This window comes from Rathayibacter sp. AY1C1, assembly GCF_002932105.1.
Lineage (GTDB): Bacteria > Actinomycetota > Actinomycetes > Actinomycetales > Microbacteriaceae > Rathayibacter.
Map to the genome: position 1 here is coordinate 1 of NZ_PSWH01000020.1, position 25,263 is coordinate 25,263.

Below are 25,263 nucleotides of genomic sequence, written 5' to 3' on the forward strand. Positions count from 1 at the left end.
CCGCCACCCCCGTCCGCCCCACCCGAGAGGAGGCGACCGCATGTACGAAGGCATCGTCCAGGAGCTGATCGACGAGCTCGGCCGGCTCCCTGGCATCGGCCCGAAGTCCGCCCAGCGCATCGCGTTCCACATCCTGCAGACCGAGACGTTCGACGTCACCCGGCTCGCCGAGATCCTGCTCGAGCTGCGCGGCCGTGTGCACTTCTGCGACATCTGCGGGAACGTGGCGGAGGAGGCGACCTGCGGGATCTGCCGCGATCCGCGCCGCAGCCGCGCCGTCATCTGCGTCGTGGAGGAGGCGAAGGACGTCCCGGCGATCGAGCGCACCCGCGAGTTCCGCGGGCTCTACCACGTGCTCGGCGGCGCGATCAGCCCGATCGACGGCATCGGCCCGGATCAGCTCCGCATCCGCCAGCTGCTGCAGCGGCTCGCGGACGGCGAGGTGCAGGAGGTCATCATCGCGACCGACCCGAACCTCGAGGGCGAGGCGACGGCGACCTACCTCTCGCGCATGCTCAGCACCCTCGGCATCCGCATCACCCGCCTGGCCTCCGGGCTGCCCGTCGGCGGAGACCTCGAGTACGCCGACGAGATCACCCTCGGCCGCGCCTTCGAGGGCCGCCGGCTCGTCGAGAACTGACGCGGCCGCCGGAGTCGCATGACCGCTCCGGCATGCGGTCGACCGGTAGACTCGCCCGTCGGGTCGCGACGGCGGTCCAGCCACCGACACGGGAGCAGCACGTGAGCCTGATCGTCCAGAAGTTCGGCGGGTCCTCCGTCGCCGACGCGGAGAGCATCAAGCGGGTCGCGAAGCGGATCGTCGCCACCAAGCAGGCGGGCAACGACGTGGTCGTCGCCGTCTCTGCCATGGGCGACACCACCGACGACCTGCTCGAGCTCGCCCACCAGGTCACGCCCATCCCCGCCCCTCGCGAGCTCGACATGCTGCTCTCCTCGGGCGAGCGCATCTCGATGGCGCTGCTGGCGATGGCGATCAAGAGCATGGGCTTCGAGGCCCGCTCCTTCACCGGCAGCCAGGCCGGCATGATCACGGACGCGCAGCACGGCGCCGCCCGCATCGTCGACATCACCCCGGTCCGCCTCCGCGAGGCGCTCGACGAGAACGCCGTCGTCATCGTCGCGGGCTTCCAGGGCTTCAACCGCGACACGAAGGACATCACCACCCTCGGCCGCGGCGGCTCGGACACCACCGCCGTCGCGCTCGCCGCGGGACTCGGCGCCGACACCTGCGAGATCTACACCGACGTCGACGGCGTCTTCACCGCCGACCCGCGGGTCGTCAAGAAGGCCCGCAAGCTCGATCGCATCACCAGCGAGGAGATGCTCGAGCTGGCCGCCGCGGGAGCGAAGGTGCTGCACATCCGCGCCGTCGAGTTCGCCCGCCGCCACGGAGTCACGCTCCACGTGCGCTCCTCCTTCAGCCCCAACGAGGGCACCATCGTCTACAACGCCGAGACCGCCGGCGCCGAGCAGAACGGACAAGCCGTGGAAGAGCCCATCATCGCCGGAGTCGCCGCCGACCTGAACGAGGCGAAGATCACCGTCGTCGGAGTCCCCGACATCCCTGGCAAGGCCGCGCAGATCTTCACGATCGTGGCCAAGACCGGCTCCAACATCGACATGATCGTGCAGAACGTGTCGGCTGCGGCCACCGCCCGCACCGACATCTCGTTCACCCTGCCCAAGGCCGACGGCCAGACGGTCCTCATGGCTCTCAACGCCGAGAAGGACGAGGTCGGCTTCGAGTCCCTGCAGTACGACGATCAGATCGCCAAGCTCGCGCTCGTGGGCGCCGGGATGCGCACCAACGCCGGCGTCTCCGCGAAGCTGTTCCGCTCCCTCTACGAGGCCGGGATCAACATCGAGATGATCTCCACGAGCGAGATCCGCATCTCGGTCGTCACCCGCGCCGACACCGTGAACGAGGCCCTGCGCGTCGTGCACACGGCCTTCGGGCTCGACGCCGAGGACGAGGCCGTCGTCTACGCCGGCACCGGCCGCTGACGGCCGGACACCCTCGCGGTCCGGCCGTTCCTCCCGAGCGGCCGGACCGACCGGTACCCTCTCCCTCGATCCCCCCGCCACGAGCGGCCTGCGCGCCGCACGGACGAAAGAGCACAGCATGAGCAGCACCCCCCTCCACGTGGGCGTCGTCGGCGCGACCGGCCAGGTCGGGAAGGTGATGCGCCGCCTCCTCGAGGAGCGCGACTTCCCGATCGCGTCCATCCGCTTCTTCGCCACCGCCCGCTCGGCGGGCACGACGCTGCCGTTCCGCGGCGAGGACGTCGTTGTCGAGGACGTGGAGACCGCCGATCCGTCGGGGCTCGACATCGCCCTGTTCTCGGCCGGAGCCACGGGCTCGCGCGCGCAGGCGCCCCGCTTCGCCGCGGCCGGCGTCACCGTGATCGACAACTCCAGCGCCTGGCGGATGGACCCCGAGGTCCCGCTGGTCGTCAGCGAGGTGAACCCCCACGCCATCGACCAGGCAGTCAAGGGCATCATCGCCAACCCCAACTGCACCACGATGGCCGCGATGCCGATCCTCAAGGTCCTCGACCGCGAGGCGGGGCTCACGCGCCTGATCGTCAGCACCTACCAGGCCGTGTCCGGCAGCGGGCTGGCCGGAGCGAACGAGCTGGCCGGCCAGGTCCGCGCCGCCGTCGCCGACGAGCACCTGCTCGACCTGGTGCACGACGGCTCGGCGGTCGACTTCCCCGCGCCGGACAAGTACGTCGCCCCGATCGCCTTCGACGTCATCCCCTTCGCGGGGAGCCTGGTCGAGGACGGCTCGAACGAGACCGACGAGGAGAAGAAGCTCCGCAACGAGAGCCGCCGCATCCTCGAGCTCCCGGAGCTGCTGGTCTCGGGCACCTGCGTGCGCGTCCCCGTGTTCACCGGCCACTCGCTCTCCGTCAACGCCGAGTTCGCCTCCGCCCTCAGCCCCGAGCGTGCTCGCGAGCTGCTGGCCGACGCGCCCGGCGTCGTGCTGCGCGAGGTGCCGACTCCGCTGGAGGCCGCGGGCAAGGACCCGAGCTTCGTCGGCCGCATCCGCGCCGACGAAGGCGCTCCGGAGGGACGCGGCCTCGCGCTCTTCATCAGCAACGACAACCTCCGCAAGGGCGCGGCCCTGAACGCCGTGCAGATCGCCGAGCTCATCGCGGCGAAGCAGCCCGTCTCCTGACCTCCGTGGACGGGGCCGGCGCCGAGCGCTCCGGCCCCTTCCGGGTGGAAAAGCCGCGAATTTGATGGGGGAGCGGGGCCCCTCCCCGCCGCGGTGTGCTCGGGCGAGCGTAAACTCGACTCTCGTGAACTCCTCGGAACCGGTCGACGTCGCCCTCATCGGTGGGGGCATCATGAGCGCCACGCTCGGCGCCCTCATCACCCAGCTGCAGCCCGACTGGACGATCGCCGCCTACGAGCGCCTCGGCGACGTGGCGCAGGAGTCGTCGAACCCGTGGAACAACGCGGGCACCGGTCACGCGGCCCTCTGCGAGCTGAACTACATGCCCGAGGCGGCCGACGGCTCCGTCGACCCGGCCAAGGCGATCCAGATCAACGAGCAGTTCCAGATCTCGCGCCAGTTCTGGTCGAGCCTGGTGGAGTCCGGCGACATCCGCGAGCCCTCCAGCTTCATCAACCCGGCGCCGCACATGACCTTCGTGCACGGCGAGGCCAACGTCGAGTACCTCCGGAAGCGCTACGAGGCGCTCAAGGACCAGCCGCTGTTCGCCGGCATCGAGTTCACCGAGAGCGTCAAGACCATCCACGAGTGGGCGCCCCTGCTGATGGAGCAGCGTCCCGCCGGCGGCGGCCCCTACGCGGCGACGCGCATGCCGGCCGGCACCGACGTCGACTTCGGCTCGCTGACCCACCAGCTGTTCGACCACGTCGTCGCCCACGGCGGCACGCTCGACACCGGCCGCGAGGTCACCGACATCACCCGGCAGAAGGACGGCACCTGGCGCCTCGACCTCAAGCAGGTCGTCGGGGGCACGCCCCAGTCGGTGACCGCCCGCTTCGTCTTCGTCGGCGCCGGCGGCGGTGCGCTGCACCTCCTGCAGAAGTCGGGCATCCCCGAGATCAAGGGCTTCGGAGGCTTCCCGATCTCGGGCCAGTTCCTCCGCACCGACAACCCCGAGCTGGTCGCCCGGCACAAGGCGAAGGTCTACGGCAAGGCCGCGGTCGGCGCGCCCCCGATGTCGGTGCCGCACCTCGATGCGCGCGTCGTCGACGGCGAGTCGTCCCTCCTCTTCGGCCCCTACGCGGGCTTCACGCCCAAGTTCCTGAAGCGCGGCTCGTGGCTCGACCTGCCCCTGTCGATCCGGCCGCACAACATCGGCCCGATGCTCGCGGTCGCCCGCGACAACCTCGACCTGATGAAGTACCTGATCGGCGAGGTGCTCGCCGGCCGTGGCAAGAAGATGAAGGCCCTGCGCGAGTTCCTGCCCACCGCCCGCGACGAGGACTGGTACCTGATCACCGCCGGCCAGCGCGTCCAGGTGATGAAGAAGGACGAGAAGAAGGGCGGCGTGCTGCAGTTCGGCACCGAGGTCATCACGGGAGGGGACGGCACGATCGCCGGCCTGCTCGGCGCCTCGCCCGGAGCCTCGACCGCCGTGCCGATCATGCTCGACATCGTGCAGAAGTGCTTCCCCGACCGGATGAAGGCCTGGGAGCCGCGTATCCGCGCACTGGTGCCGAGCTACGGCTCGACGCTCAACGACGCGCCCGAGAAGGCCGAGCAGACGGTCACCGCGACCGCCGAGACGCTGGAGCTGTCCGCCTCGGTCTGATCGGCTGCGACCCGCTCGAACGTATGTTCTAATGGCCCCATGAGGTGGAGCGGGCAGTCGATCGGCACGGCCGACGAGGCCGCGCTGCCCGGGCTCGTCAAGCTCACCGACCTGGTGCGGACGGTGCGCACGCCGGAGTTCGAGGGCATCACCTTCTACGAGGTGCTCGCGAAGTCGGCGCTCAACCGCGTGCACACCTCCTCGAAGATGCCGTTCGGCTGGAGCATCAACCCGATGCGCGGCTGCACCCACGCCTGCACCTACTGCTTCGCCCGGCCCACGCACGAGTACCTCGAGTTCGACGGCGGCCGCGACTTCGACTCGCAGATCGTCGTGAAGGTGAACGTCGCCGAGGTCCTCACCCGGGAGCTCGCGAAGCCGAGCTGGGAGCGGCACCCCGTGGCACTCGGCACCAACACCGATCCGTACCAGCGCGCCGAGGGCCGCTACCGGCTGATGCCGGGCATCATCGCCGCGCTCGCCGCCTCGGGCACCCCGATCTCGATCCTCACGAAGGGCTCGCTGCTGCGGCGAGACCTGCCGCTGCTCCGCGAGGCCGCCGAGCACGTCCCGGTCGACCTCGGAGTGTCGATCGCCGTCTACGACGAGGGCCTCCAGCGCTCCGTCGAGCCGGGTGCGCCGACCGCGGCGGCCAGGCTGGCGACGGTCACCGCGGCACGGGAGGCCGGCTTCGACTGCTCGGTGTTCCTGATGCCGATCCTGCCGTTCCTCACCGACACACGGGCGCACCTCGACGAGTCGCTCCGGGCCTGCCGCGAGGCGGGCGCCAGCACGATCATGTACTCGACCCTCTACCTCAAGTCCGGGGTGAAGGAGTGGTTCCTGCAGTGGCTCGGGCAGGAGCACCCCGAGCTGGTCGACAAGTACCGAGCGCTCTACCCGGGCCGCGACGCCTACGCGCCTCTCGAGTACCGGCGCTGGCTCTCCGCGCGCATCCGCCCGCTGATGCGCGCGCACGGGCTCGAGCGCGGCGAGGAGGACCCGGCCACCGGCTCCGTCAAGTCCTCCGCCCTGAATTCGCTCGGGACGCTGCGGACCCTCGGCGGCGAGCGGCGCTCCCTCCAGCACGACGGGCTGCTGGTCGGGGAGCTCGGGCCGGAGCGCGCCGCGATCCTGCCCGGCGTCGGGCAGCCGACGCTGTTCTGAGCCGGGGGCGGGCCCGGCCGCGGCTAGGATCGTCCGCATGGTCACCCGCTCCGGTGAGCCCTCGGGCTCCTCCGCCCGGAGCGCCCGCGACGCGGCACCCCGTGCGGTCCGGCTCGGCCTGCTCGACCCGCGCGAGGACCTGCTCGCGGCGACGAGCGCGTGGATCCGCACCCACGCCCCGGACTTCGAGGTCGTCGTGGCCGCCTCCACCTGGCACGACCTGGTGACGAGCGATGTCTTCCCCACCCAGGTGGTCGTGATGGACGTCGAGCTGCGCGAGCCGATCTCGATCGAGGCGCGGATCCGGACCTGCCGGGCGGCGGGAGCCGCGGTCGTGGCGCTCTCCGCGAGCGAGGACGACGAGGTCCGCGAGCGCGCCCTGAAGGCCGGAGCCGTGCGGCACCTGGCGAAGTCGCGCCCGCTCGCCGAGGTGATGGAGCAGACCCGCGCCGCTCTCGAGATGCGCTCGGCCGACGTCTCGTCCGCGCAGTGGCGGCCCCTGCCGTCCGGGGTCGCGGCGCAGCAGCGCCCACGGCTCAGCGCCGGCGAGCTGGAGGCGCTGCGCCTCTACGCGTCCGGATCGAGCACCCCCGAGGTCGCCGCCAAGATGAACGTGCAGTTCGAGACCGCGAAGACCTACCTGCAGCGCGTGCGCCGCAAGTACGTCGCCGTCGGCAGGCCCGCGAGCCGCCGGGCCGATCTGATCCGCCGCGCCGGCGAGGACGGGTTCCTCCCGTGACCGGCCCCTGCTCACCCCGGGGGCCCCGCCTCCGGACCCGCCCCGAGGAGACCTGATGGCCAAGCTGTACTTCCGCTACGGAGCGATGAACAGCGGGAAGAGCACGTCGCTCCTGCAGGCCGCGCACAACTACGAGGAGCGCGGGCACCGGGTGCTGCTGGCCAAGCCGGCCGTCGACACGAAGGGCGAGGAGCTGATCGTGTCGCGGCTCGGCGTGACCCGTCCGGTGGACATCCTGTTCGAGCCCGACGGGGACCCGGTGGCCGTCTTCACCGCGGCCCGGGCCCGCGTCCTGGCCGAGTCGAAGCGCGACGTGAGCGCTCTGCTCGTCGACGAGGTGCAGTTCCTGCCGGAGTCGCACGTCGACGATCTGCTCCGGATCTCCATCCTCGAGAACGTGCCCGTCCTGGCGTACGGCATCCGCACGGACTTCCGCACCGCCGCGTTCCCGGGCAGCAGGCGGCTCCTGGAGATCGCCCACAGCCTCGAGGAGCTGAAGACGATCTGCCGGTGCGGGCGCAAAGCGATCTTCAACGGGCGCGTCGTGGACGGCCGCTTCGTCTTCGACGGCGATCAGGTCGCGATCGACGGAACGGCGGTCACCTACGAGTCGCTGTGCGGCGCGTGCTACCTCCAGGAGAGCCGCGGCCGGCTCCGCGGCTGACCGGTCGAGCGTTCCTCACCGGTGCGACACCCCTCCGAAACGAGGAAGTGGGTAGCCTGACGACGTGACAACACCGGAAACGGAATTACGCCTTTCGAAGCAGCAGGAAAGGTCGGGGGAAACGATGACGGCGCAAGGGGCACCGCTGAGGCGTCGGCCGTCGTGGGAGCAGGACTACCGGCGACGGCTGCTCATCACGGACGTCGTCGCGATCGTCCTCTCCGTCTTCGGCACGCAGCTCTTCTGGTTCGACCTGAACCTGAACTCGGATCTGGGGTTCAAGAACCCCGCCGACATCGCGGTCAGCTACACCTGGGTGTCCGTCGCCCTGTCGGTCGGCTGGCTCCTCGCCCTCCAGGTCTTCGACACGCGCGACCGCCGGATCGTCGGCACCGGCTACGTCGAGTACCGCCGCGTCGTCGACGCCTCCATCTGGCTCTTCGGCATCGTCGCGATCATCGCCTACCTGCTCCAGATCCTGCTCGCGCGCGGCTACATCATCACGGCGTTCCCCGCCGGGATCGTGCTGATCTGCGTCGGCCGCCTGGTCTGGCGATCCTGGCTCACCCGGCAGCGCCGGGCGGGCCGCTTCTCGAGCCAGGTCGTGCTCCTCGGCTCCCGCGCGAGCGTCCTGCACACCGCGCGCGAGCTGCGTCGCGGCACCGAGGCCGGCTACAAGCTCGTCGGTGCCGTCTCGACCTCGGTCGGCGGTGCGGACGCGCTGCGGAGCGAGCAGGAGCTCTCGGGCCTCGCGGTCCACGGGTTCACCGGGATCGACGGCGTCCGCGCCGTGATGGACGCCACCGGTGCCGACACGGTGGTCGTCACGAGCTCCGACGAGCTGGCGCCGCAGCGGATCCGCGAGCTGAGCTGGACGCTCGAGCCCGGGCGCGAGCACCTCGTCGTGGCGCCGAGCCTCACCGACATCGGCGGTCCGCGCATCCACACCCGCCCCGTCGCGGGCCTTCCGCTGATCCACGTCGAGACCCCGCGCTTCGACGGCCGCCAGCGGTTCGCCAAGCGCCTCTTCGACATCCTGGCGTCGACCATGCTGATCATCCTCAGCGCGCCGGTGCTCGTCGTCGTCGCCGTGCTGGTCAAGGTCACCAGCCCCGGGCCCGTGCTCTTCCGGCAGGAGCGCATCGGCCTGAACGGCGCGACCTTCGAGATGCTGAAGTTCCGCTCGATGGTCGTCGACGCGGAGGCGCGACTGGCGGCTCTCGCGTCGCAGCAGCGTGCGGAGGGGAACTCGATCCTCTTCAAGATGGCGAAGGACCCGCGCGTCACCCGGGTGGGCGCGATCCTCCGGCGCTTCAGCCTCGACGAGCTGCCCCAGTTCCTGAACGTCTTCCGCGGCGACATGTCCCTGATCGGCCCCCGCCCGCCGCTGGCCCGCGAGGTCGAGCAGTACGAGGAGCACGTGCACCGCCGCTTCCTGATGAAGCCGGGCATCACCGGGCTCTGGCAGGTCAGCGGACGCTCGAACCTCTCGTGGGAGGACACCGTCCGCCTCGACCTGTACTACGTCGAGAACTGGTCGATGACCGGCGACATCGTCATCCTCTTCAAGACCGCGCGCGCCGTCCTCGCCCGCGACGGGGCGTACTGATCGCCGGGGGGAGGGGCGCCGAGCCCCGCACCCTGTCCGTCTCGGTCCTCGAGACCCCGTTCCGCGTGGTCTTCGGACGCGGCGTCGGCGACGAGGACGCGGCGCGGATCGCCGACAGCTGGGCCGCCTGCGCGTCCGAGCCCGACGCGGGAGCACGCGACGTCCTCGCCGAGGTGGGGCACGATCCCTCCGTCCCGGTCGACGGCTCGCCCCGGGTCTCGAGCGCCACGCTCGCGCAGCTCGAGGAGTCCCTGACCTCGACCCTGACCCTCGAGGCGATCGGCGCCCGGCGCGCCGACCTGCTGATGCTCCACGCCTGCGGGATCTCCGACGAGTCCGGCCGCGTGCTGGCCTTCGTCGCCGCCTCCGGGACCGGCAAGACCACCATCGCCCGGACGCTCGGGTCCCGCTTCGGCTACGTCACCGACGAGACGGTCGGCGTGACCCCGGAGGGGCGCGTCCTGCCCTATCCCAAGCCGCTGTCGGTGAAGCCGCTGACCGGATCGGCGCCGAAGGCGCAGCTGGCCCCCGGGTCGCTCGCCCTCCGACCGGTCCCGGAGGCGCCCCTGCGTCTGGCGGGCGTCCTCCTGCTCGAGCGCCGCGACGGCGTCGGGACGCCCTTCCTCGAGCACGTCGACCCGGTCGACGCGATCGAGGATCTGGTGCCGCAGACCTCGTACCTCTCGGCCCGACCGCGGCCGATCGCCGATCTCGTCCGCACCCTCTCGGCGCTGGGCGGCGTCCGGCGACTGGTCTACTCCGAGGCCGCGAGCGTGGTGCACCTGGTCGAGGAGGTCTTCGCGTCCCTCGGCGCCGAGGCCCCGTCCGCCTGGTCCGAGGTGGTCTCCGTGCAGCTCGACCCTGTGGGCGAGGCCCTGCCCGGCACCGTCCTGCGCACCCCTGCGGACGACGCGGTGGAGCTCGCCGACGGCCAGCTGCTCGTGTTCTGCGGCGGCACCCTCGTTCGCCTGTCCGGCATCGGCCCGACGATCTGGCGCCACGCCGGCCGGGGCTCCGATCTGCCCGGTCTCGTCGCCGCGGTGCTCGAGGAGGCGGGCCCGCCGCCCGCCGGCGTCGATGCGGAGGCGGTCGTCGAGTCGGCGGTCGTCGAGCTCGAGGGCCTCGGAGTGATCAGGAGAGGGACTCCGCCGGAGCCCACCCCTGACGGGTGGCACGGTTGACGCGCCTGGCGCCGAGGGCGCGGAAGCGCTGTGTCAGAATTCGGAAGAACCCGTCGCCGGCGCCCGCCGCGTGATCCGTACCAGCGAAGGAAATCTGACTCTGTGGAACTTCGAGACGTCCTCCGGCTGCTGCGCGACCACTGGATCCCGATCGTCGCGGCGATCCTCCTCGGCACTCTCGTCGCCTTCGGCTGGTCGCTGACGCAGAAGCCGCGGTACGTCGCCGACTCGCAGGGCCTGGTCTCCGTCGCCACCACCGGTGCCGACGACAGCCAGGCGATCTACACGCAGCAGATCGCGCAGTCCGTCGCCAAGTCGAGCCTCGCCACGTACGTCCCGATCGCCACCTCGCGCGACGTGGCGCAGATCGCGATCGACAGCCTCGGCCTCGACGTCTCGCCCGCCACGCTGATCTCGGCGATCACGGTGCAGGCCGACACGGTCGCCCCGGTGATGAAGGTCAGCGCCACCGCCTCCACCCCCGAGGGCGCGCAGAAGCTCGCCGACGCCTGGGTCGCGGCCATCGCCACCAAGGTGCAGCAGGTCAACCAGGAGACGGGCGTCGGCGACACGGTCTCCCTCACCGTTCTGCAGGCCGCGGCGCTCCCGTCCTCGCCGGCGTTCCCGAACCTGCGCCTCGTCCTCGCGGTCGGCGCGCTCGCGGGCCTCGTCCTCGGTCTCGTCTACGCGTTCGTCCGCAACACGTTGGACCGGCGCATCCGCACCGCCGAGATGGTCGAGCGCCTGTTCGACCTCCCCGTGGTCGGCACCCTCCCCGTCGACAAGCGCCTCAGCGAGACCAACCGCATCGTCCCCGAGGCCGACACGACCGACTACATCAAGGCCGACGGCAAGCACGCACTCGCCGAGGCGCTGCGCGAGCTCCGCACGAACCTGCAGTTCATGAACATCGACAGCCCGCCGCGCATCATCGTCGTGACGAGCCCGCTGCCCTCGGACGGCAAGTCGACGGTGACCGCGAACCTCGCGGTGACGCTCGCCGCCTCCGGCCAGCGGACCGTCGTCGTCGATGGCGACCTCCGCAAGCCCACCGTCGCCAAGTCGTTCGGCCTCGTTCCCGGCGTCGGCCTGACCGACCTGCTGATCGGCAAGGCGGAACTGCAGGACGTCCTGCAGCCGTGGGGCCCGTCCGGCAACCTCTGGGTGCTCGGAGCCGGGTCGATCCCGCCGAACCCGTCCGAGCTGCTCGGCTCCAACGGCATGGACATCCTCCTGCACGAGATCGCTCGCGAGGCCATCGTGATCGTCGATGCGCCGCCGCTCCTGCCCGTCACGGACGGCGCCATCCTCACCGCCCGCACCGACGGCGCGCTCGTGGTCATCTCCGCGGGTAGGACGACGACCGACGAGCTGGGCAAGGCGATCCAGAACATCGAGCGGGTCAGCGGCCACACCCTCGGCGTGATCCTCAACCGCGTGCCCGCGCGCGGCCAGGTCGGCCGGGGCTACGGCTACTACTACACGAGCTACTACGGCTCCGAGCGATCGGGTGCCCGCCCGGACACGGCCGTCGAGCCCGAGCCCGCGTCGACCTCGGCCTGAGCGCCCCGCGATGATCTTCCCGGGAGACGACTCCGCCCGCCCCGCCCGCCGGAGCTGGCGACCGGACGAACCGGTCGCCGCCTCCGCCGCCCCCGTCTTCACCGTGCTCTCGGTCTGCACCGGCAACATCTGCCGGTCGCCGATGGCGGAGCAGCTGCTGCGCGCCGCACTCGCCGACGCGACATCACCCGCGGGAGGTCCGCTCTTAGCGTTCACGAGCGCCGGAGTGAGGACGCGCGACGGACTGCCGATGGACCCGGTCTCGGCCCGCTTCTCGGCTCAGCACGGGGGAGACCCGGCCGCGCACACGAGCGCGGTGCTCGGCGACGCGATCGTCGGCGACGCCGACCTCCTGCTCACGATGACGCGCGACCACCTGGTCGACGCCTCCCGGCGCTTCCCGTCGCTCCTCCTCCGCGGCTTCACGCTGCTCGAGTTCGCCCGCGTGCTGCCGTTCGTGCTGCGGGAGGTGCCGCTGCCGACGGTCGAGGACCCCGCCGCGCGGCTCCGCGCCGTCGTGCGGCTCGCCGCCGCCCACCGCGGGCGCGCCCCGCGGGGCGAGGGCGGCGACGACATCGAGGACCCGATCGGCCGCAGCGAGGCCGTGCACGAGCGCGTGGCGGCGCAGATCGCGGCGGCTGTCGCCGACGTCTCCCGTGATCTGAGAGCATTGGCGCGGCGGTAGTCGCGCGTCCGCGGGCGCGCTGACGCCTCGCCGCATCGCATCGCTCCTCCTCACCGTCGCGACCGCGACACGAACCCGCCACGATTCGGAGAACCCCTGTGAAGCTTTCTGTCATCGGCTGCGGCTACCTCGGTGCCGTCCACGCTGCCGCCATGGCCGAGCTCGGCCACGACGTCATCGGCATCGACGTCGACCAGAAGAAGATCGACGCCCTGGCCGCCGGCACCGCGCCGTTCTTCGAGCCCGGCCTCCCGGAGCTGCTGTCCTCCGGCGTCGCCTCCGGGCGCCTGCGCTTCTCGACCGACATGGCCGACGCCGCCGGTGCGGCCGTGCACTTCGTCGCCGTCGGCACCCCGCAGAAGCCGGGCGAGAACGCCGCGGACATGACCTACGTCGACTCGGCGATCGACGGTCTCCTGCCCTACCTCGAGGCGGACTCCCTCGTCGTCGGCAAGTCGACCGTCCCCGTCGGCACCGCCGCCCGCCTGGCCGACCGCATCGCCTCCTCCGGTGCGACCCTCGCCTGGAACCCCGAGTTCCTCCGCGAGGGCTTCGCCGTCAAGGACACGATCAGCCCCGACCGCCTCGTCTACGGCGTGCCCGCGGGCGAGGCCGGAGCAGCGGCGAAGGCGACCCTCGACGAGGTCTACGCGACGGCGCTCGCGGCCGAGACCCCGCTCGTGGTCACCGACTACGCCACCGCCGAGCTGGTGAAGGTCTCGGCCAACGCCTTCCTCGCGACCAAGATCTCGTTCATCAACGCGATCGCCGAGATCGCGGAGGTGACCGGCGCGGACGTCACACAGCTCGCCGACGCCATCGGCTACGACGTGCGGATCGGCCGCCGCTTCCTGAACGCGGGCATCGGCTTCGGAGGCGGCTGCCTCCCGAAGGACATCCGCGCCTTCTCGGCCCGCGCCGACGAGCTCGGCGTCGGCGAGTCCGTCGCCTTCCTCAAGGAGGTCGACGCGATCAACCTGCGTCGCCGCCAGCGCGTCGTCGACCTCGTCACCGAGGGCCTCGGCGGCTCCGTCGCGGGCCGCCGCATCGCGGTGCTCGGTCTGGCGTTCAAGCCGGAGTCGGACGACATCCGCGACTCGCCGTCGCTCGACGTCGCCGCGCGCCTGCACGACCTCGGTGCGACCGTGGTCGCGACCGACCCCGAGGCGATCGAGAACTCGCGCCGCCGCTACCCCGAGATCACCTACACGACCGACGTCGACGAGGCGCTGGCCGGTGCCGACGCCGTGGTCGTCGTGACGGAGTGGAAGCAGTTCCGCGCCCTCGACCCCGCGGCCACGGCGGCGAAGGTGGCCAACACCTTCCTCGTCGACGGTCGCAACTGCCTCGACCCCGCCGCCTGGCGTGCGGCCGGCTGGGAGTACCGCGGCCTCGGCCGCTGACGCGGCGGAGCCGTCGTCTCAGCGGACGCGGCTCGGCTGGTCCGCCACGACGCCGGAGGTGCCGCGGAGGGGGATGTGCGCGAAGGCGTCGTCCCACTCCGCCGCCCTCCGGCGTCGTCGTGCGCGGACGACCATCCGGAGCAGGACGCCGGCGACCGCGCCGAGGAGGGCGCCGGAGGTGTTCATCACGACGTCGTCGACGGTGGCGAAGCGCGCCGAGAGGAAGAGCAGCTGGCCCGCCTCGATGAGCGAGCTCACGACGGCGCCGACGGCGACGGCGACCCACGCCCTCCGGGGCCGCAGGTTGAGGGCCAGGAGCAGCCCCAGGGGCACGAACAGGGCGATGTTGGCGGTCGACTCGATGAACGCGTAGTCGACCATCGGGAGGCCGTGCCGGGCGAACCAGGAGGTCACTCGGCCGAGATCCCCCCGCACTCCCGCATCGACGGGCGTCGGCCAGAAGGCGATCGCTGCGAGCGCGACCACGTAGGGCACGCCGATGGCGAGGGTGAGGCGGGTGAGCGACCGAGTCACGGTGCTCCTCTCGTCGGTCGTCGGGCGGGGGCGGCGACGACGGCGGAAGAACAGTCTCGCTCCCGGCTGCTGGGATCGGGCCGGGAGGCGCGGGGGAGTGGGCTGGAGGCACGCCCATGGGCAGGACGCTTGGGACGCCGACAGCGGTGCTCGAGCCGGAGAGCGCGGGGCGGTGATCGCGCCGGCTCCGTCGTCGACCGGGCTCCGGCCCGGGCGAGCATCCGCCTGCGGGCGAGCCCCGCCACAGCAGAATTCCGAGAACGCCCCAGGAACGACGAAGCCCGGCCGGATCATCGATCCTGGCCGGGCTTCTCACCGGTCGGGGTAGCGGGATTCGAACCCACGACCTCCTCGTCCCGAACGAGGCGCGCTACCAAGCTGCGCCACACCCCGGTGTGCTCATCACGGAGAACCGCTCACGAGCCTCGACAATAGTAGCCGATTTCCGGACCGCCGTCGGACACCCCTCGTCAGGCCGCCGGAGTGAGCGTGACGAGGGTCGCCTCGGGCCGGCAGGCGAAGCGCACCGGTGCGTAGATCGAGGTGCCGACTCCGGCGGACACGTTGAGGTACGAGCTGCGCAGTCCGTTGTCCCACGTCGTCGAGCCGGCGACCTTGTCGCGCGGGATGTCGCAGTTGGTGACGAGGGCGCCGAAGCCCGGGACGCAGACCTGCCCGCCGTGCGTGTGCCCGGCGAGGATCACCTCGGCGCCGCGGGCGACGAAGTCGTCGAGGATGCGCTGGTAGGGCGCGTGCGCCACGCCGATGCTGACCCCGGCCGGTCCGTCCTCCGCGCCGCGCAGCTCGTCCACGGCTCCGGCGACGAGGTCGATGCGGTCGAGGCCGATGTGCGGGTCGTCGACGCCGAAGAACTCGATGCGCGTCCCCTTCACCGTGATGCTCTCGGCGCGGTTGTTGAGGTCCACCCAGCCGAGCCCGTCCGAGAAGAAGCCGGTCAGCCCGTCGGTGTCGAGATCGGCCTCGTGCTGCTTGGGGTTCTTGGAGGGGCCGACGAAGTAGCGGAGCGGGTTCTTGATCCGAGGGCCGAAGTAGTCGTTGGATCCGTTGACGAAGGCGCCGGGGATCCCGGCGAAGGGCTCCAGAGCCCGGCGGATGCCGAGCACGCCGTCGCGGTGGCCGAGGTTGTCGCCGGTGTCGACCACGACGTCGGGCGCCAGGGCGAGGAGCGAGCGGATCCACTCCTGCTTCTTCGTCTGCCACGGGGCCATGTGCAGGTCAGACACGTGCAGGACGCGGATCGGCTCGGAACCCGCGGGCAGCACCGGGAACGACGTGCGCCGGACGGTGAACAGCGTCCGCTCGACGCCGATGCCCCAGGCCGCGGCGACGGCTCCGGCCGCGGCGACGGTCGCGAGGGCGGTGGTCAGGGGGCGACGGGTGCGTCCGGTCATGGGTCCTTCTCTCGCACGTCGGCCGCGAGCGCGGCCGCGTTCATTCTGCCGGACGCTCCCTCGGGAGCAGCCGGGGGTGCCGGGGCTCAGCCCGCGCGGGGCGGGGCGCCCGGTCCGGCACTGATCTGCAGGGTGATCTCCGCGCCCCGGGAGACGCGCGACCCGGCGGGCGGGTTCGTCTGCGCGACCGTCCCTGCCGGGCGGTCGGAGGGGACCGGAGAAGTGTCGACGCGGACCGTGAAGCCGACGGAGCGCAGGCGTGCGGCCGCCGCAGAGGGGCTCTGGCCGGTGACCTGGGGCACGGCCTCCTGCGGAGCGTCGACGAGCGAGCGGACGGGAGCCGGGAACGCCGTCCCGCCGTACTTCGCGTCGGCGACGCGCATGATGCGCGGCCAGATCTGGTGGCGCACCTGACCGGCGTTCACCCGGTTGAGACTGAACCCGCGCATGGAGGTGAAGCCGGTCACGTTGCCGACCCAGGTGGCGGTGGCGACCTCGGTGCTCGCGCCGACCATCCACGTGTGCAGCGCGTCGTCCGTGGTGCCGGTCTTGCCGATGTGCGGCACCCCGGTGCGGGGGTTGGAGGGGGCTCCGGTGCCGCCCGTCACCACTTGCTGCAGGGCGTAGCCGGCGGTCGCGGCAAACTCCTCGGACATCCCCTGGCTGCACTCGGAGGCGGGCGGCGCGACGTCCGCGCCCGTGCGGTCAACGATCCGGTCGATCGCGATGGGCGTGCAGACGGTGCCCTTGTTCGCGAAGCCGGCGAAGGCCGTGGCCATCGTGAGCGGAGCGATCTCGTTGGTGCCGAGGATGGTCGGCGCGAGCTTCTGCAGCTCGGTCCCGTCGGCACGGTGCACGCCCATCGCCAGCGCCGTGTTGCGGATGCCGCAGAGGTCCAGCTGCTGGGCCATGGCGGCGAACGAGGTGTTGATCGAGCCGGTCGTGGCCTGCAGAGCCGTGGTCACTCCTCCGTTGCCGCCCTCGTCGTTCCCGGGGTTCCAGGACTCGCCGTAGTAGACGCCGTCGGGCTCGCAGCTGTCACGGAAGGTCGTGTAGGCGCGGCGGGTGCCGTCGACGCTCTCGCCGAGCGAGTGCCCCTCCTGCAGCCACTCCGCGAGGGTGAACACCTTGTAGGTCGAGCCGACCTGGAATCCCGAGGAGCCGCCGTACCCGAAGTCGGTGTTGTAGTTGACGCTCGTGTAGTTGGGGCCCGTCAGGTCCGGATCGTTGGAGTAGTCCTTGTTCTGGGTCATCGCGAGGATGCGGCCGGTGCCGACCTCGACCGAGACGCTCGCGCTGCCGATGTTCACGTTCGCCATCGACTTGGGCACCCAGTCGTCGGTGGCCGAGACGGCGGCCTGCTGCAGGTCGGAGTCGAGGGTCGTGTAGATCCGGTAGCCGCCGCGCTTGAAGGTGGCGTCGCGCTCGTCCTGACTCGCACCGAACGCGTCGTCGTTCTTGATGACCCAGGTGACGTAGTCGCAGAAGAAGGCCGCGACTCCGGCCGTCTGGCAGCCGGTGCTCGGCTCGGTGATGTTCGGCGTCACGGGCTCGGCGACGGCCGCCTGCGCCTGCTCGGACGTCACCTTCGACTCGAGGTCCATGCGGGTGACGATGTAGTCGCGCCGGTCCCGGGTCTGCGGGTAGCCCTCCGCGGCGGGGTTCGCCGGGTCGCCGGGCCGGTCGAAGCGGAACTTCTCGGGGTTGTTCACGATCGCGACGAGCGCGGCGGACTGCGCGAGCGAGAGGTCCTTCGCGCTCACTCCGAAGTAGTAGCGGGCAGCCGCCTCGACGCCGTAGACGGTGCCGCCGAACAGGGCGATGTTGAGGTAGCCCAGCAGGATGTCGTTCTTCGGATACTCCTTCTCGAGCCCGATGGCGAGCCGCATCTCGGCGACCTTGCGCTCCGGAGTGGTCTCCGTGGCCTCGCGGTAGGCCGCGTCGCGCTCGATCGGATCGCTGAGCGCCTCCGCCTTCTGCACGAGCACGTTCTTGACGTACTGCTGCGTGATGGAGGAGCCGCCCTGGACGTCCCCGCCCATGGCCGTCGTCGCGGCCGCGCGGACGGTGCCGAGCAGATCGATGCCGCCGTGCTCGTAGAAGCGGGGGTCCTCGGAGGCGACCACGGCGTCCTTCACGAACGGCGAGATCTCGTCCCAGCCCACCTCGACGCGGTTCTGGGCGTAGAAGGAGGCGAGCAGCACGTCGCCGCCGGAGGAGTCCTTCGCGTACACGTCGCTCTTCTCGGCGAGCGTGCCGATCTCGAGGTACTCGGGGAGGTTGTCGAACATCTCCACCGTGTTGCCGGCGGCCATGCCGCTCAGCGCGATCGCCGGCGTCACCGAGGCGGCCACCAGGACTCCCGCGACGACGCTCATGGCGACGATGCCGATCAGACCGCCGACGGCGCCCCCGATGGTCTTCACGACTCTGGTCCCGCCCTGCCCCGACATAGAATCAGCGTAGTCGCCGCGCTCGGACGAGCCGCGGCGCTCATCCCGCCGACGCGCGGCGCTCAGCAGTCGTCCCGCACCGGCCGCACCCGAGGAGAGCCATGTCCGTCCCGCGCTGGGAGTACATCACCACCCCGCTGATGATCCACAACACCACGGCGATCCTGAACACCTGGGGATCCGAGGGCTGGGAGCTGGTCCAGATCGTGACCGGTCCCGAGGGCGGCCTCGTCGCGTACCTCAAGCGCCCTGTCGCCGAGGCCGGCGCGTGATCGCCGAGCGCCTCGCGGAGCTCGGCGTCGAGCTGCCCGCCGTGGCGGTCCCCGCCGGCGCCTACGTCCCCGCCGTCGTGCACGGCGGCCTCGTCTACACGGCGGGGCAGATCCCCTTCGTCGACGGCGCTCTGCCGCTGGTCGGCAAGGTCGGCGACGAGGTGTCGCCCGAGCAGGCGAAGGAGCTGGCCCGCACCTGCGCCCTCAACGCGCTCGCGGCCGTCGCCGACGCGATCGGATCGCTCGACCGGGTGACGCGGATCGTGAAGCTCACCGGCTTCGTCGCGTCCGCCTCCGGCTTCACCGGGCAGCCCGGCGTGATCAACGGCGCCTCGGAGCTGCTCGGCGACGTGTTCGGCGAGCCCGGCCGTCACGCGCGCTCGGCCGTCGGGGTGGCGGAGCTGCCCCTCGGCGCTCCCGTCGAGGTCGAGCTGATCGTCGCCTTCGACTGACGCACCGCCCCCTCCGGCCCACGCGGCGGGAGGGGGCGGCGCCCGGTCAGTCCGCGGCGATCGCGGAGGAGATCACCGCCATCACCTGCGTGTCCGCGAGCGTCGTCGTGTCGCCCACGGCGCGTCCCTCCGCCACGTCGCGCAGCAGCCGGCGCATGATCTTCCCCGAGCGGGTCTTGGGCAGCTCCTGCACCACGAAGATCCGCTTCGGGCGGGCGATCGCGCCGATGTGCTCGGCGACGTGCGCCTTCAGGGTGGCCTCGAGCTCGTCGTGCCCGTGGGCCAGCGCCTCGGCCTGGCTCGCCTTCGCGATCACGAACGCGACCACGGCCTGGCCGGTGGTCTCGTCCGCGGCTCCCACGACGGCCGCCTCGGCGACGACAGGGTGCGAGACGAGGGCCGACTCGATCTCCGCCGTCGAGAGGCGGTGGCCGGAGACGTTCATCACGTCGTCCACGCGCCCCAGGAGCCAGAGGTCGCCGTCCCGGTCGCGACGCGCTCCGTCGCCCGCGAAGTAGCGGTCGCCGAACTTCGACCAGTAGGTCTCGACGTAGCGCTCCGGGTCGCCCCAGATGCCGCGCAGCATCGCCGGCCAGGGCTCGGTGATCACGAGCAGTCCGCCCTCGTCGGCGCCGACCGGCGTCCCGGAGTCGTCGACCACGTCGATCGAGATGCCCGGCAGAGCGACCTGCGCGGACCCGGGCTTGAGCGTCGTGACGCCGGGCAGGGGGGACACCATCATCGCGCCGGTCTCGGTCTGCCACCACGTGTCGACGATGGGGGTGCGGCCGCCGCCGATGACGTCGCGGTACCAGACCCACGCCTCCGGGTTGATCGGCTCGCCGACCGATCCGAGCAGGCGCAGGCTCGAGAGGTCGAAGCGCTGCGGGATCTGCCGGCCGAGCTTCATGAAGGAGCGGATCGCCGTGGGAGCCGCGTAGAGGATCGTCACGCCGTGCTTCTCGACGATCTCCCACCAGCGGCCGGGATGCGGGCTGTCGGGAGTGCCCTCGTACATCACCTGGGTGGCGCCGTTGGCGAGCGGGCCGTAGACGACGTAGCTGTGCCCGGTGATCCAGCCCACGTCCGCGGTCGACCAGTAGACGTCCGACTCGGGGTGCAGGTCGAAGACCGCGCGGTGCGTGAAGGCGACCTGGGTGAGGTATCCGCCGCTGGTGTGCAGGATGCCCTTGGGCTTCCCGGTCGTGCCGCTCGTGTAGAGGATGAAGAGGGGCTGCTCGGCAGGGAACGGCTTCGCGACGTGGTCGGCGTCGACCGCCACGATCTCCTCGTGCCACCAGAGGTCGCGCCCCTCGTGCCAGGCGACCTCGTTGCCTCCGCGGCGCACGACCAGGACGTGCTGGACGCTGGACTCGCCGCCGAGGGCGAGCGCGGCGTCGACCGCCGGCTTCAGGGGCGAGACGGCGCCCTTGCGCCAGCCGCCGTCGGCGGTGATGACGAGTGTCGCCTCCGCGTCGTCGATGCGCGCGCGCAGGCTCTCGGCGCTGAAGCCGCCGAAGACGACGGAGTGGACCGCCCCCAGCCGGGCGACGGCCAGCATCGCGATGACCGCCTCCGGGATCATGGGCAGGTAGATCGCGACGCGGTCGCCGGCGCGGACGCCGAGGCTCGTGAGCAGGTTCGCGGCGCGCTTCACCTCGGCGGTGAGCTCGGCGTAGGTGATCGAGCGGGAGTCGCCGGGCTCGCCCTCCCAGTGCAGGGCGACGCGGTCGCCGTGGCCGGCCAGGACGTGGCGGTCGAGGCAGTTGTAGGCCACGTTCAGCTCACCGTCGTCGAACCACTTCGCGAACGGGGGCTCGCTCCAGTCGAGGGTGCGCGTGAACGGCCGGTGCCAGTGCAGGAGCTCTCGGCTCCGGTCGGCCCAGAAGGCGAGGCGGTCGGCCGCGGCCTCGTCGTAGAGCGCGGCGGTCGCGACCGCTCCGGCGGCGAGATCGGCCGGCGGCGGGAACCGGCGGGTCTCGTGGAGGAGATTGTCGATGGCGTTCCGGTCGGCGGCCGGGGCGTCGGGGGGAGTGGACATCTGCGATTCGCTCCTTCGCGAGTGAGACGTTCGCCGGCCCGCGCGGTCGGCGTCGCACCACCGTAGCGCCCGCCTCCAGCGCGGATCGCCGAGCGCCGCAAGCTGGGTGCGGGGCGGGTGTCGGATAAGAGTCCGCAGAGAACAGGATCCGGGCTTGGCGAATCGCGATCCGTCCCCTACAGTTGCATACGGCCGAATGAACTTCGGCCCAGCGGCGCAAGTGATTCCCCCCAATCCAGCGCCGCCGAGGCGGCACCTGTTCCCCCCAATGGGTGCCGCCCCCTTCTTCCCGCCGGATCCGGCGGAGGGACGCCCCCGCTCGAGCCCTGCTCGCGGGGGCGTTTCCGCGATGCCGGGACGTCTCCTCGTCGACTGGGCTTCTCTGCGCCGTGGGGACCCTCCTCGGAGGGGCTCCCTGCCGAGAGCCCCGGGCCACCCCTGCGCGCGCGTCCGGCCCGGGTCGTTCCTCCACAGGCGCCGACGCGGGCGTCTCTCCTCCGATCGGGCAGGGAGCGCCCCGGCGCGCGGAACGGGCTCCTAGCGTGCCGGGATGACCCGCGACTTCGTCCCCCTCGTCCCCGCCGAGCACCGCCGCGACCCGCTGCCGGTGCGGCCCGCCGCCGCCGGTCTCGGGCTGCTCGCGCCGCACGCCGCGGATCCCGCGGTGACCGACCTCTTCGTGAACGGCGGCGCGGGCCTCTGGATCGACCGGGGCGGTGGTGCGGAGCGGGTTCCGGAGTGGACGCTCGACGCCGCCGGAGCACGGCGGCTGGCCGTCGCGCTGGTCGCGGCCGGTGGACGGCACGTCGACGAGGCGAGCCCGTGCGTGGACGTCAGGCTCCGCCACGGGGTCCGCGTGCACGTCGTGCTGCCGCCGGTGGCGACCGGGGGAGCGCTCGTGTCGGTGCGGGTGCCGCGGTCGGACTCCTGGACGCTCGGGGAGCTGCAGGCGGCCGGGATGCTGGACGACGACGGAGTGCGGCTTCTGCGCCGGGCGGTCCGCGAGCGGTGGAACCTGCTGATCACGGGAGCCGGTGGATCAGGCAAGACCACCCTGCTCGGCGCCCTGCTCGGGTGCGCGGCGCCGACCGAGCGGATCGTGGCCATCGAGGACGTCGGCGAGCTCCGGCCGGCGCACCCGCACGTCGTCTCACTCGAGGCGCGGCAGCCCAACCTCGAGGGCGCCGGTGCCGTGGGCCTGGACCGGCTCGTGCGGGAGGCGCTGCGGATGCGTCCGGACCGCCTGGTCCTCGGCGAGTGCCGCGGCGTCGAGCTGCGCGAGCTGCTGTCCGCGCTGAACACCGGGCACGACGGCGGTGCGGGGACCCTCCACGCGAACTCCCTCGAGGACGTGCCCGCGCGTCTCGAGGCGCTCGGGGTCCTCGCGGGACTCGGGCCCGAGGCGATCGCCCGCCAGACGGTCAGCGCGATCGACATGGTGCTCCACCTCGAGCGCCGCGACGGGCGGCGGCGGCTGGCGGCATCCGGGACGTTCGCGCTCGACGCGGCCGGCCGCCTGAGGGTCGAGGACGGGTCGCTCCCGAGCGCCTCGAGGTCGAGCGCGTGACGGGCCGCGACGGGCTGGACGAGGTCGCGGCCGTCGTGCACCGACTGGCCGTCCTCCTCGCGGCGGGAGTGGCTCCCGCGTCGGCCCTCGGGCATCTCGCGGAGGCGGAGGGGGCGGACAGCGGGGACGCGCGGCGGCGGCGACTGCTCCGGGCGGTGTCGGAGGAGGCCGGCCGCGGGGGCGACGTGACGGAGGCGCTGCTGCGCGGGACGCCGGTTTCGCGGCGGAGCGGCTCGGAGCGGAAGCGGCCGCGACGGCGAGCGCCGGACACCGGTGAGGCGACCGCGTGGGCGGCGCTGGCCGCCGCGTGGCGGGTGGCCGCCGACTCCGGCGCGCCGGTCGCCGCCGCTCTCGGCGAGCTGGCGGAGTCCCTGCGCGAGCTGGCGCGCGCCCGCCGGGACATCGAGGTGGCTCTGGCCGGTCCCTCCGCCACCGGGAGGGTCGTGAGCGCGCTGCCGCTGGCGGCGCTGGGTCTGGGGGCACTGCTGGGCTTCGACGTGGTCGGCGTGCTCCTCGGGACGGTGCCCGGTGCGGTCTGCCTGGTGGGGGGAGCCGGGTTGATGGCGGCCGCGCACGCGTGGACGCGGCGCCTCGTCCGAAGCGCGGCCCCGGCCGATCCGGCGCCCGGGCTCGCGCTCGACCTCCTCTCGGTGGCGCTGGCCGGTGGCGGCTCGATCGAGTCGTCGCGCGCCCGGGTCGTGGCGGCGCTCGCCGAGTGCGGGCTCGACTCGGGCGAGCGCGTGCTCTCCGACGCGGACCCGGTGCTCGCCCTCTCCGCGGCGGCGGGCGTGCCGGCCGGACGCCTGCTCCGGAGCGAGGCGGCTCTGGTCCGGGCACGGGCGTCCTCCGGGGCGCGGGAGCGAGCCGCTCGGCTCGGCGTGACCCTGATGCTGCCGCTCGGAGTCTGCGTGCTGCCGGCGTTCCTGCTGCTCGGAGTGGCTCCGATGGTCGTCTCGGTGCTGCTCTCGACGTTCTCGGTGGCGGCGTGACGCGGTCGACCGCTCCTCCACAGGGGCGGGATCGGGAGGCGTCTCCACGGATCGGCCGGAGGGTCGATCGGTGGGATCGGGAGTCAGCGATCCTCGGAGGAGGGGCATGGAGCGGGGCGGAACGGAGCAGGACACATGAGCAGTGACACGGCGATCAGCGGCGGGGGAGTCTCCCGGAGTCGAGGACTCGGTAGGAGCAGGGATGCGGGAAGTCGTGTGCCCGGAACGAGCCGGGGCTCGAGGAGCGGCGGAGGTGCGGCGTCCGGCGGAGGAACTGGCATCGACGTCTCCGCGGGGCGCGTCGAGTGGCGCCGACCCGGGTGGGGAGGTCTCGGCGCTCTGGGCGACGAGGAGGGGTCGGCGACGGCGGAGTACGCGATCGCGACGATGGCTGCGGTCGGTTTCGCCGGGCTGCTGGTGGTCATCCTCAAGGGCGACGAGGTGCGGAGCATCCTGACCGACCTGGTGACCCGCGCGCTCACCGCGGCGGGATGAGAGGCCTTCCGCTGCTGCGCGGGCGGCTCGTCCAGGAGGAGGGCTCGGCCACTGCCGAGCTCGCGCTCGTGCTCCCGGCGGTGGTCGCGGTGCTGGCGCTGTGCCTGGGGTCGGTAGCGGCCTCGGCGCAGTACGTCCGGCTCGTCGACGCGGCCGCCGACGCGGCCCGGTCCGCGGCCCGGGGCGACGACCCCCGCGCGCCGCTCGCCCGGGTGACGGGGGCGTCGCTCACGGCGGGGGAGCAGGACGGACTGGTCTGCGTCGACGTCGCGGCCCGGCTGCGCCCGCTCCCGGCGGTCTCGCTCCCGGTCTCGGTCCGGTCCTGCGCGCTGGGCGGGGGCGGATGATCCGCCGGCTCCCCGGGGCTGTCCGCTACCGGGAGGAGGGATCGGCCGCGGTCGTGGCGATCGGAGTCGTCGCGGGCACGATCCTGGTGACGGCCGCCGTCCTCGCCGGCTGCGCAGGAGTCGTCGGGCACCAGCGAGCGGTCGCCGCCGCGGACGCCTCGTCCCTGGCAGCGGCCGACGTCGCCTCCGGCCTGCTGGCCGGGGATCCGTGCGGACGTGCCGCCGCCGTGGCCCGCGCGAACGGCGCCGAGCTCGTCCTCTGCGACGTCGACGGCGGCGTCGCGAGAACGGAGGCGGCCGTCGCCGCGGGTCCGCTCTCCCTCACGGCGCGGTCGAGGGCCGGCCCGCCGCCCTGAGGGCGGAGGCAGCAGCGGGCGTCGTCCGGACCGAGGTCCGGACGACGCCGCGGGAGCGCGTCAGTCGGAGGAGAGTCGCTGGTACCGGTACGCGGCGGCGGTCGGCAGGGCGCCCGCGCCCTCGTCGTGCTCGAGGCCGCCGGCGAGGAGGTAGATGTAGCGGGAGCCCGCCCTCGCCCCGGGGATCTCGAGGCGTGCGGCGGGGGCCTGATCGTCGCCGTATCCCCGGCGGAGGGTCTTGCCCTCCAGTGGTCCGTCGAGGAGCTTGGCCGTGTAGGCGGAGGTCGTGGTGGTGTGCGTCGTTGCCATGCCTCATCATGCGCCGATCGGCGCCGCGCGTCACCCCCGTCGATGGCAGGCCGGGCAGGCGGCTCCGAGGCCGTGTCCAGCGTCCTCCCGAGGTCCCCGTGTCCTCGGGAGGGGGCAGCACGTCCGGGGTCAGTGTGTATGGTGTGCCTGTCGGGCGCCCCCGCCGATGGGGACGCGTCGCCGTTCCCCGCACCACGTCGCCGCGCACCGT

General features: G+C 72.5%; 24 protein-coding genes and 1 tRNA gene. 19 read left to right on the forward strand and 6 right to left on the reverse strand.

Features of this window, described 5'->3' with window-relative positions; genetic code table 11:
* The first annotated feature begins 40 nt into the window (after positions 1-40).
* The 12 genes from recR to C5C71_RS10750 all read left to right on the forward strand — a co-directional run bounded on the left by recR (position 41) and on the right by C5C71_RS10750 (position 13,825).
* Positions 41-640, forward strand: a complete 600-nt coding sequence (gene recR, locus C5C71_RS10695; RefSeq protein WP_104222157.1) for a recombination mediator RecR — start codon at positions 41-43, stop codon at positions 638-640.
* A 101-nt stretch (positions 641-741) separates the two neighbouring features.
* On the forward strand, positions 742-2,025 hold the full coding sequence (locus C5C71_RS10700) for an aspartate kinase (RefSeq protein ID WP_104222160.1): 1,284 nt from the start codon (positions 742-744) through the stop codon (positions 2,023-2,025).
* Between the two features lie 118 nt (positions 2,026-2,143).
* Entirely contained in the window at positions 2,144-3,202 is a 1,059-nt protein-coding gene (locus C5C71_RS10705) for an aspartate-semialdehyde dehydrogenase (RefSeq protein ID WP_104227259.1), read from the forward strand.
* Between the two features lie 64 nt (positions 3,203-3,266).
* Positions 3,267-4,814: a malate:quinone oxidoreductase gene (locus C5C71_RS10710; RefSeq protein WP_104222163.1), complete on the forward strand. Its 1,548-nt coding sequence runs from the start codon at positions 3,267-3,269 to the stop codon at positions 4,812-4,814.
* Positions 4,815-4,853: 39 nt separating this feature from the next.
* Entirely contained in the window at positions 4,854-5,981 is a 1,128-nt protein-coding gene (locus C5C71_RS10715; RefSeq protein WP_104337661.1) for an Rv2578c family radical SAM protein, read from the forward strand.
* Between the two features lie 37 nt (positions 5,982-6,018).
* The gene (locus tag C5C71_RS10720; RefSeq protein WP_104237728.1) at positions 6,019-6,720 is read left to right on the forward strand and encodes a LuxR C-terminal-related transcriptional regulator; all 702 of its coding nucleotides are present in this window, start codon (positions 6,019-6,021) and stop codon (positions 6,718-6,720) included.
* 55 nt (positions 6,721-6,775) lie between these two features.
* Positions 6,776-7,384 carry a thymidine kinase gene (locus C5C71_RS10725; RefSeq protein WP_104337662.1) on the forward strand — a complete coding sequence of 203 codons (609 nt, stop codon included), beginning with the start codon at positions 6,776-6,778 and terminating at the stop codon, positions 7,382-7,384.
* 124 nt (positions 7,385-7,508) lie between these two features.
* Positions 7,509-8,993, forward strand: coding sequence for a sugar transferase (locus C5C71_RS10730; RefSeq protein WP_104222171.1), 1,485 nt, complete (start codon positions 7,509-7,511; stop codon positions 8,991-8,993).
* Between the two features lie 65 nt (positions 8,994-9,058).
* Positions 9,059-10,174, forward strand: a complete 1,116-nt coding sequence (locus tag C5C71_RS10735; RefSeq protein WP_104337663.1) for a hypothetical protein — start codon at positions 9,059-9,061, stop codon at positions 10,172-10,174.
* Between the two features lie 102 nt (positions 10,175-10,276).
* On the forward strand, positions 10,277-11,737 hold the full coding sequence (locus C5C71_RS10740) for a polysaccharide biosynthesis tyrosine autokinase (protein ID WP_181027156.1): 1,461 nt from the start codon (positions 10,277-10,279) through the stop codon (positions 11,735-11,737).
* A gap of 10 nt (positions 11,738-11,747) precedes the next feature.
* On the forward strand, positions 11,748-12,422 hold the full coding sequence (locus tag C5C71_RS10745) for a hypothetical protein (protein ID WP_104335807.1): 675 nt from the start codon (positions 11,748-11,750) through the stop codon (positions 12,420-12,422).
* Between the two features lie 98 nt (positions 12,423-12,520).
* Complete coding sequence (locus C5C71_RS10750; RefSeq protein ID WP_104268851.1) at positions 12,521-13,825, forward strand: UDP-glucose/GDP-mannose dehydrogenase family protein; 1,305 nt, start codon at positions 12,521-12,523, stop codon at positions 13,823-13,825.
* 18 nt (positions 13,826-13,843) lie between these two features.
* Here C5C71_RS10750 and C5C71_RS17935 read toward each other — a convergent pair whose 3' ends face one another.
* From C5C71_RS17935 to C5C71_RS10770, 4 genes are all read right to left on the reverse strand, one after another.
* Positions 13,844-14,359, reverse strand: a complete 516-nt coding sequence (locus C5C71_RS17935; protein WP_258068712.1) for a VanZ family protein — start codon at positions 14,357-14,359, stop codon at positions 13,844-13,846.
* 319 nt (positions 14,360-14,678) lie between these two features.
* Positions 14,679-14,752: transfer RNA gene (locus C5C71_RS10760), tRNA-Pro, on the reverse strand.
* A 77-nt stretch (positions 14,753-14,829) separates the two neighbouring features.
* Positions 14,830-15,771, reverse strand: a complete 942-nt coding sequence (locus tag C5C71_RS10765) for a metallophosphoesterase (protein WP_104337665.1) — start codon at positions 15,769-15,771, stop codon at positions 14,830-14,832.
* 86 nt (positions 15,772-15,857) lie between these two features.
* Positions 15,858-18,224 (reverse strand): transglycosylase domain-containing protein, encoded by a 2,367-nt coding sequence (locus C5C71_RS10770; protein ID WP_104337666.1) that lies wholly within the window; start codon positions 18,222-18,224, stop codon positions 15,858-15,860.
* Positions 18,225-18,325: 101 nt separating this feature from the next.
* Here C5C71_RS10770 and C5C71_RS17615 point away from each other — a divergent pair, with 101 nt between their 5' ends.
* Positions 18,326-18,496: a hypothetical protein gene (locus tag C5C71_RS17615; protein ID WP_164861113.1), complete on the forward strand. Its 171-nt coding sequence runs from the start codon at positions 18,326-18,328 to the stop codon at positions 18,494-18,496.
* Positions 18,493-18,948, forward strand: a complete 456-nt coding sequence (locus tag C5C71_RS10775) for a RidA family protein (RefSeq protein ID WP_219812178.1) — start codon at positions 18,493-18,495, stop codon at positions 18,946-18,948. Before C5C71_RS17615 ends, C5C71_RS10775 begins: the two co-directional genes overlap by 4 nt.
* A gap of 46 nt (positions 18,949-18,994) precedes the next feature.
* Here C5C71_RS10775 and acs read toward each other — a convergent pair whose 3' ends face one another.
* A complete protein-coding gene (acs, locus tag C5C71_RS10780) occupies positions 18,995-20,989 on the reverse strand; it encodes an acetate--CoA ligase (RefSeq protein ID WP_104337667.1) in 1,995 nt (664 codons plus the stop codon).
* 550 nt (positions 20,990-21,539) lie between these two features.
* Here acs and C5C71_RS10785 point away from each other — a divergent pair.
* The 5 genes from C5C71_RS10785 to C5C71_RS10805 all read left to right on the forward strand — a co-directional run bounded on the left by C5C71_RS10785 (position 21,540) and on the right by C5C71_RS10805 (position 24,743).
* Positions 21,540-22,556, forward strand: a complete 1,017-nt coding sequence (locus C5C71_RS10785; RefSeq protein ID WP_104337668.1) for a TadA family conjugal transfer-associated ATPase — start codon at positions 21,540-21,542, stop codon at positions 22,554-22,556.
* Positions 22,553-23,545 carry a type II secretion system F family protein gene (locus C5C71_RS10790; RefSeq protein WP_104337669.1) on the forward strand — a complete coding sequence of 331 codons (993 nt, stop codon included), beginning with the start codon at positions 22,553-22,555 and terminating at the stop codon, positions 23,543-23,545. The genes C5C71_RS10785 and C5C71_RS10790 overlap by 4 nt, the downstream gene beginning before the upstream one ends.
* Positions 23,546-23,761: 216 nt before the next feature.
* Positions 23,762-24,040, forward strand: a complete 279-nt coding sequence (locus tag C5C71_RS10795) for a DUF4244 domain-containing protein (RefSeq protein WP_244229600.1) — start codon at positions 23,762-23,764, stop codon at positions 24,038-24,040.
* The gene (locus C5C71_RS10800) at positions 24,037-24,387 is read left to right on the forward strand and encodes a TadE family type IV pilus minor pilin (protein WP_104222193.1); all 351 of its coding nucleotides are present in this window, start codon (positions 24,037-24,039) and stop codon (positions 24,385-24,387) included. Before C5C71_RS10795 ends, C5C71_RS10800 begins: the two co-directional genes overlap by 4 nt.
* The gene (locus C5C71_RS10805; RefSeq protein ID WP_104337670.1) at positions 24,384-24,743 is read left to right on the forward strand and encodes an Rv3654c family TadE-like protein; all 360 of its coding nucleotides are present in this window, start codon (positions 24,384-24,386) and stop codon (positions 24,741-24,743) included. Before C5C71_RS10800 ends, C5C71_RS10805 begins: the two co-directional genes overlap by 4 nt.
* A 60-nt stretch (positions 24,744-24,803) precedes the next feature.
* On the opposite strand, the gene C5C71_RS10810 is transcribed toward C5C71_RS10805, so the two are convergent.
* Positions 24,804-25,052, reverse strand: a complete 249-nt coding sequence (locus tag C5C71_RS10810) for a hypothetical protein (protein ID WP_104222197.1) — start codon at positions 25,050-25,052, stop codon at positions 24,804-24,806.
* Between the last annotated feature and the right edge of the window lie 211 nt (positions 25,053-25,263).